The 7,288-nt window shown below is 44.1% G+C and carries 5 protein-coding genes; 3 read left to right on the top strand and 2 right to left on the bottom strand.

The window, feature by feature from the left end:
* Positions 1-111: 111 nt before the first annotated feature.
* On the bottom strand, positions 112-864 hold the full coding sequence (locus tag NWQ57_RS04955) for a class II aldolase/adducin family protein (protein WP_306021026.1): 753 nt from the start codon (positions 862-864) through the stop codon (positions 112-114).
* 92 nt (positions 865-956) lie between these two features.
* Here NWQ57_RS04955 and NWQ57_RS04950 point away from each other — a divergent pair, with 92 nt between their 5' ends.
* Positions 957-1,670, top strand: a complete 714-nt coding sequence (locus tag NWQ57_RS04950) for a Crp/Fnr family transcriptional regulator (RefSeq protein ID WP_306021025.1) — start codon at positions 957-959, stop codon at positions 1,668-1,670.
* A gap of 142 nt (positions 1,671-1,812) precedes the next feature.
* A complete protein-coding gene (locus tag NWQ57_RS04945; protein ID WP_306021024.1) occupies positions 1,813-3,696 on the top strand; it encodes a CocE/NonD family hydrolase in 1,884 nt (627 codons plus the stop codon).
* An 80-nt stretch (positions 3,697-3,776) separates the two neighbouring features.
* On the opposite strand, the gene fabB is transcribed toward NWQ57_RS04945, so the two are convergent.
* Entirely contained in the window at positions 3,777-4,991 is a 1,215-nt protein-coding gene (gene fabB / locus NWQ57_RS04940; RefSeq protein ID WP_306021023.1) for a beta-ketoacyl-ACP synthase I, read from the bottom strand.
* Positions 4,992-5,222: 231 nt separating this feature from the next.
* On the opposite strand from fabB, the gene mnmC reads away from it, so the two are divergent.
* Positions 5,223-7,235, top strand: a complete 2,013-nt coding sequence (gene mnmC, locus NWQ57_RS04935) for a bifunctional tRNA (5-methylaminomethyl-2-thiouridine)(34)-methyltransferase MnmD/FAD-dependent 5-carboxymethylaminomethyl-2-thiouridine(34) oxidoreductase MnmC (protein WP_306021021.1) — start codon at positions 5,223-5,225, stop codon at positions 7,233-7,235.
* Positions 7,236-7,288: the final 53 nt, after the last annotated feature.

The raw sequence follows: 7,288 nt of genomic DNA, 5'->3' as shown, positions 1-7,288 counted from the left end.
CCCTTGTGCTCTGCTAAGATCAGATGATTGCCAATACGCTATTTTGTGGTCACATAAGTAGCTTTACTGAGCCAGTTATTTAAAAAGTTTGAGGCTGATAGCGGTCAAAATTTACTTATCATAACCAGGATTGATACGATCTAATTTACGCAAAAGCCCTGGCCATGCCAAGCCTCCGCCGGCAGAGCGGGTCACTTGCTCAGCTTGAGCACGAATACCCTTTAAAATAGCATTTGGGATAGGCAGTAAATCACACCCTGTTGATTGCGCTTTGAGTTGAATTTCACAAGAGCGCTCAAGTAGATACATAAACAAAAAGGCGTCTGGAATGTTAGTGGCACAGGTTAACAAGCCGTGATTACGCAAAATCATAAAATTAGTTTCTCCCAAGTCAGCCACCAATCGCACTTTTTCTTCTGGATTAAGCGCAACCCCTTCGTAGTCGTGATAAGACAATGATGACAAGGCAAATAAGGATTGCTGACTTAAGGGCAATAAACCGTCTTTGGTAGCAGAAATAGCGATACCTGCCGCGGTATGTAAATGCAGTACACACTGAGCATCATCTCGGGCTTCATGCACCGCGCTATGAATAACAAAGCCCGCTGGGTTGATGTCATAATCAGAGGGCATAACTTTATTACCCTGTAAATCCACTTTAACCAAACTGGAGGCGCTTACTTCTTCAAACATTAAGCCATAAGGATTAATCAAAAAATGGTGCTCAGGTCCAGGCACCCGGGCGGAAATATGAGTAAACACCAAATCATCCCACCCGTGCATCGCGACTATGCGATAACACGCAGCTAAATCCACTCTCAGTTGCCACTCTTCACTTGAAACCTGTTGTTTAACTGACTGCATTTTATTTACTCGCCTGATTGTTAATTTGTTGTCAACAACATAAGCTAAAGCCTCTTTTTGAACTGTCGCCAATTAGACATTTGCTAAAACACATGCCAATAGATTTCGATTTACTTCAACCCAGCCTGCAAAAAAGTCGTTGGTTTAGCCAGGTACCCCTGCACTTACAGCATGCTATTGTCGGTTCAGCAACCATGAAGTATCTCCACCTTGGGCAATACTTGCATCGCAAAGGCGATAAAGTCGATGGGCTATATTGTTTACTAAGCGGCAAATTACGAGCGAGTAATCTTAGCCTAAATGGGCAAGAACTGATTTTAACGTGGCTACAAGAGGGCAATTGGTTTGGCGAAATATCAATGTTTGATGGCTTACCCCGCACTCATGATGCCATTGCCGAGCATGACTGTAGCCTGCTGAAAATTTCAAATCAGCAATTCGAGCAATTACTTGCTGCACACCCTACACTCTATCCGTTTTTTATCCGTCTACTTTGCCAACGAGTGCGCACCAGTTTTAAACTCATTGACGAAATGGCGAGCCTGTCACTAAAAGGACAATTGTGTCGTCGTTTACTGCTATTAATTGACGGCTTGGAATTTTCATATACCGAACACGAGCAGCATGATAGCCAGGTCTTCAAGCTAGCAATTTCACAAGAATCTTTGGCTTTGATGCTGCATAGCTCGCGCCAAACGGTGAACAAAATTCTTCAAGAGCTTAGTAAACAAGGCATACTTCACATTCACTATGGCCACATCACCGTATTTAGTAAAACGAAGTTGCTAAGCTTAAGCCAAATTTAGTCATTACTCAGCATTCCTGCATTCACGCAATAAACCTATTTTATGTGGTGTTCAACTCATGTTTATCGTTCATACCTTGCGTTTATAGTAGGCTGAATTGGCAGTAAACCTTCACCTTCGAACAAATAAAAAAGGAATGGTAATGAAAACCACGTCATTTACCGCTTTGTTTGCCCTACTTTGTATTTTAATGCATTCAGCATTTGTACAAGCGGCGGACAGCAAAGAACAAGACAAAAGAGCGGAATATATTCGTTCCCATTACGCAAAATATGAGTATCAAATCCCGATGCGCGACGGAGTGAAGCTCTTCACATCCGTTTATCTGCCATACGACAAAACCAAAAAATGGCCTATGTTAATGCAACGCACCCCATACCGGGTTGCACCCTATGGCGTTGATAAGTACAAAACCAAACTTGGCCCCAGTGAAATTTTTGAAAAAGAAGGGTTTATCTTTGTTTTTCAAGACGTACGCGGCAAGTACATGTCAGAGGGTGAATTTATCAACATGCGCCCTCAGGACGCTTACAAAAAAGGCGGCAACAATGCAGACGATGCCACCGACACTTATGACACCATTGATTGGCTAGTAAAAAACCTGCCGAACAACAACGGCAACGTAGGTATGTGGGGGACCTCATATCCCGGCTATTATACCTCGGTTGGTGCCATTAATAGTCATAAGGCGCTAAAAGCAATCTCACCGCAGGCACCGATTGCTGACTGGTTTTTTGACGATTTTCATCGTAACGGGGCCTTCGTAGTGCCAATGGCATTTATCTTTTTTGATACCTTTGATGCCCCCCGTGAAGGGCCACAAGCCACTGGCATTAAAGGCCGAAATTTAGGCACACCAGACGGTTACCAGTTTTATCGCGACTTAGGGCCACTTAGCAATGTTAACGCCAAGTATTTTAAGGGCGAACGACCGTTTTGGAATGAATTAACCCAACACCCTAATTACGATGAGTACTGGCAGGCACGCAATGTACTACAGCATTTTAATGACGTTAAGCCAGCGACTTTAGTTGTTGGCGGCTGGTATGACACAGAAGATTTATACGGCCCCTTATCAACCTATAAAACCATGTCTAAAAATAACAAAAAAGATAATGTTCATTTGGTTATGGGCCCATGGTATCACGGCCAATGGAATCGCGGAGAAGGCGATAAAATGGGTGAGGCACAGCTAGGATTTGATACCAGCGCTTGGTTTCAAGAACATATCTTGCTGCCTTTTTTCAAGCAGAACCTGAAAAATGAGACAAAGACTGCCCTGTCTTCTGCCACTATTTTCGAGACTGGGGCAAATCGCTGGAGAGAGTTTTCTAGTTGGCCACCCAAAGCAGGAAAAGAGACCACCTTGTATTTTGGTGCCGATGAAAAACTGCTTACCAGCCAAGAAAGCCGTGGCGGGTTTAGTGATTATGTCAGCGATCCTAAAAAGCCAGTACCACACTCAGCTAAAATCAGCCGAGGTTGGGACAGACCTTACATGGCAGAAGATCAGCGTTTTGCAGCCAGACGTCCAGATGTGCTGGTCTTTAATACAGAGCCTGCTACAGAAGATCAAACTATTGCGGGCGCCATTGACTTAGACCTGTGGGTTTCGACCAACCAAACCGCCGCGGATTTTATCGTTAAGTTAGTGGATGTATTTCCGGGTAAGGATGTGAATACCAATGAGATCGATAAAGAAACGGGCAATCGCCATGAATTGGTGCGGTGGCATGCCATGCGCGGTCGGTTTAGAAATAGCATGAGTCAGCCAGAACCCTTTGTCGCTAATGAGCCAACCCTGGTCAAATTTCAGTTGTTAGACGTATTACATACCATCAAACGGGGTCACAAACTGCAAATTCAAATCCAAAGCAGTATGTTTCCTTTTATCGACATGAATCCACAAAGTTACGTTGAAAATATCTTTGAAGCCAAGCCTGAAGATTTTGTGAAAGCACAACACAAGTTGTTTCACAGTGAAACCTATCCTAGCGCTATTCAGTTCAAGGTAATAGAAAACTAAGCTTCTCGCGGTTTGCTTTAACATAACAAAGCCGTTCATAAGAACGGCTTTTTCATAAACGCTTGATAGTAGTTAACTAGCTACGGTTTGTACTTTTGCATAACTAAGGTAGCGTTGGTTCCGCCAAAACCAAAGCTATTTGACATCACTGTCGTAAGCTCTGTTTCACGAGTTGTCATCACCACATCCATACCAGCAGCTTGCTCATCGAGAGTTTCAATATTAATGGACGGTGCAATAAAGCCATTTTCCATCATTAATATACTGTATATCGCCTCGTTAACACCGGCGGCACCTAGGGCATGGCCGGTCATCGCTTTGGTCGCACTTAGTGGTGGCACTTTGTCACCAAACACTTCGCGAATCGCCCAGAGTTCTTTTACATCTCCCACCGGCGTAGAGGTACCGTGAGTATTTATATAATCAATAGGCTTATCTAAACCCTGCATGGCTTGTTGCATACAACGCATTGCGCCTTCACCAGAAGGAGCAACCATATCAGCACCATCAGAAGTGGCCCCATAACCTACGATTTCACAATAAATTTTCGCGCCACGTGCTAAGGCGTGCTCAAGCTCTTCAACCACAACCATACCACCACCGCCTGCCCCTACAAATCCATCACGATTTGCATCATAGGTACGAGATGCTTTACTTGGATTATCGTTGTACTTAGTAGAGAGTGCACCCATGGCATCAAATTCAGCTGACAAGGTGTAATGCAGCTCTTCGCCACCACCGGCAAAAATAATATCTTGCTTGCCTAATTGAATTTGCTCTAATGCATTACCGATACAATGTGCGCTGGTTGAACACGCCGAACTAATAGAATAGTTAACCCCTTTTATTTTAAAGGGCGTGGCTAAACATGCAGACACAGTGCTGCCCATACAGCGAGTCACCATGTATGGCCCAATTCGCTTAACACCTTTTTCGCGTAGGATATCAACGGCTTCAACTTGGTTTTGTGAAGATGCACCGCCAGAGCCAGCAATAATGCCAGTACGAACGTTAGACACCATGTCCTCAGTCAAACCTGAATCTTCTACCGCTTGTTGCATAGCCACATAAGCATAGCCAGCAGCATCGCCCATAAAACGTTTAATTTTACGGTCGATGACGTCGTCTAAATTAATATCGACTTTACCCCAAACATGGCTGCGCATGCCTGCTTTTTCGAATTCTTCAGAAAAGGTGATGCCAGAGCGTCCTTCTCGTAACGACGCTGTGACTTCTTCTTTATTGATACCGATACTGGAAACTATACCTAAGCCAGTGATTACCGCTCTTCTCATGCTAAACCCTTCAACAAAAATTTGTCGCACATTTTAATGATTTTACAGTGTAAACTGGTCTGCTCTTTACCACGATTCAATATACAGAATATTTGCACTAAAAAGGCCAAAACCAGTAAGGTGAATTTGTTACCTAGCGTTCGCTACCTTAAACTATCCGCGAATTGAACACTAGCTCACTATGCTAGGTATCTGAATATTATTTACTTGCATCTTAGGGGAAATTTATTTTTGAAAATAACTAATGCTGAAATCCATTTTAATGAAAACGGCACCCCTTTTGCCAAGCAGTTTGACGATCTTTATTTTTCCGATGCCTCTGGTATAGAAGAAACTCAGCATGTTTTTATCCAACATAATCAACTGCCCCAGCGTTGGCTCAACTGGCAAGATTCGCACTTTAACATTGCTGAAACAGGATTTGGCACCGGACTTAACTTTCTTGTGACCCTCGCCTTGTTTGCACAACTGCGCGACACCCAAAGTATACCTTTGTTCAATTTGCACTTTAGCACCGTCGAAAAATATCCTCTCACAAAGGCTGATTTAGCACTGGCCTTACAACGTTATCCTAGTTTACAAGCTTATAGTCATGCATTAATTGAGCAATATCCGCCGAACGTCGCGGGCTGTCATCGTTTAAAATTCTTAAATGACAGCGTGATTGTCGATTTGTGGTTCGGTGATGTACATGAAATATTACCTCAGATATATGCAACACCAACAGGCTTGGTTGACTGCTGGTACTTAGATGGCTTTGCGCCAAGTAAAAATCCTGAAATGTGGACAGAGGCACTGTTTAGCCAAATGGCGCGCTTGGCGAAAAAAGATTGCCACTATGCCACGTTTACCGCCGCAGGTAGCGTAAAAAGAGGCTTAGAAGCCGCGGGATTTAGTGTTAAAAAAGTAGCCGGTCATGGCCAAAAAAGACATAATTTGAGTGGTACGCTACCACAGAAAACACCCGTACCTTGGCCAAAACCTTATTTTGCTCGCCCTGCTATCCAGTCTAATGACGCCTCAACAACAAATAGTCAACCCAGGATCGCTATTATCGGTGGCGGATTAGCCGCTGCTAATTGTGCCTATGCTTTAGCAAAACGAGGGCTAATAGCGGATGTATACTGCCAAGATGGCACCCTAGCACAAGGGGCATCAGGCAATCATCAAGGCGCGTTGTATCCACAATTAAATGCAATCGCTAATCACAGCAGTCAATTTCATGCTTTAGCGTATTTGTATGCGGGTAACTTTTATAAGGGCTTAGTCAAAGATAATATTCAGTTTGCTCATCAATGGTGCGGCGTATTTCAAGCCGCGTTTAATGACAAAGTACTTGAGCGCCAACAAAAGCTCATTGATCACGATATATGGCCCAAGGAGCTCATTACTTCGCTTACTCCTGCACAAGCGTCAAAGCTTGCAGGGCTTAACCTGCCTTTTGGCGGTTTGTATTTTCCACAAGGAGCATGGATCAATCCGCCAGAGCTAGTGAATGCCTTATTCAACAGCGCCGCAAGCCGTCTGCATACTAGTCATAAACTAACCTCTCTCAGCCACACTGGCATGCATTGGCAACTGCAGTTTGAAACGCAAAGCAGGATCGAAACGGATATTGTGATTGTGGCCACCGGCAGTCAATTTGCGAATATTGAGCAACTAACACCATTGCCTTTGCGCGGGGTACGAGGGCAAGTAGAGTATATCGATAGCAGTGTTGAGCTCGGTAAGCTAGCCACGGTAATTTGTCATAAAGGCTATTTAACCCCTGCTCATCAAGGCTTGCACGCTCTGGGCTCAAGCTATAAGAAACAAGACTTTTCAACCGAATATCGTAAAAGTGAAGAAACAGAAAACATCACTATGCATCAAAAAGCGTTGGCAGATTGCCCTTGGGTAGATAAGTTAGTCGGCCAAGGTAAAGGTAGGGCAGCCACTCGCTGTAGCACAGCGGATCACCTGCCAATGGTGGGCGCCGTGCCAAATATTCCTAAGCAAAAAGAGCAATTTTGGGATCTATACAAAGCCCTCCCAGCTCAGCATTATCCCCTAGCGAGTGATTTTGCTAATTTATATCTATTGAATGGCTTAGGCTCGAGAGGTTTAACGACCGCCCCCCTGTTAGCAGAGGTGTTAGCCAGTCAGATTTGCCATGAACCTTTGCCTTTACCTGCGTCTCTACTGGATGCCTTAAACCCTAATCGTTTTTTAATACGTGGGCTCATACGTCGTGAACAGAGTTGATGATAAGGGGGATTAAAGCACTAAACCCAGCAAGTGGCTTACCACACCTTAGC

This window comes from Paraglaciecola sp. (genome assembly GCF_030730205.1).
Classification (GTDB): domain Bacteria; phylum Pseudomonadota; class Gammaproteobacteria; order Enterobacterales; family Alteromonadaceae; genus Paraglaciecola.
Note: the sequence above shows the minus strand (reverse complement) of the source record. Positions and strands in the feature narration are given on the sequence as shown.

Bases quoted from the DNA above. Each gene is read 5' to 3' on its own strand.
- NWQ57_RS04955 (WP_306021026.1), bottom strand. From the start codon at position 864: ATGCAGTCAGTTAAACAACAGGTTTCAAGTGAAGAGTGGCAACTGAGA.
- NWQ57_RS04950 (WP_306021025.1), top strand. From the start codon at position 957: ATGCCAATAGATTTCGATTTACTTCAACCCAGCCTGCAAAAAAGTCGT.
- NWQ57_RS04945 (WP_306021024.1), top strand. From the start codon at position 1,813: ATGAAAACCACGTCATTTACCGCTTTGTTTGCCCTACTTTGTATTTTA.
- fabB (WP_306021023.1), bottom strand. From the start codon at position 4,991: ATGAGAAGAGCGGTAATCACTGGCTTAGGTATAGTTTCCAGTATCGGT.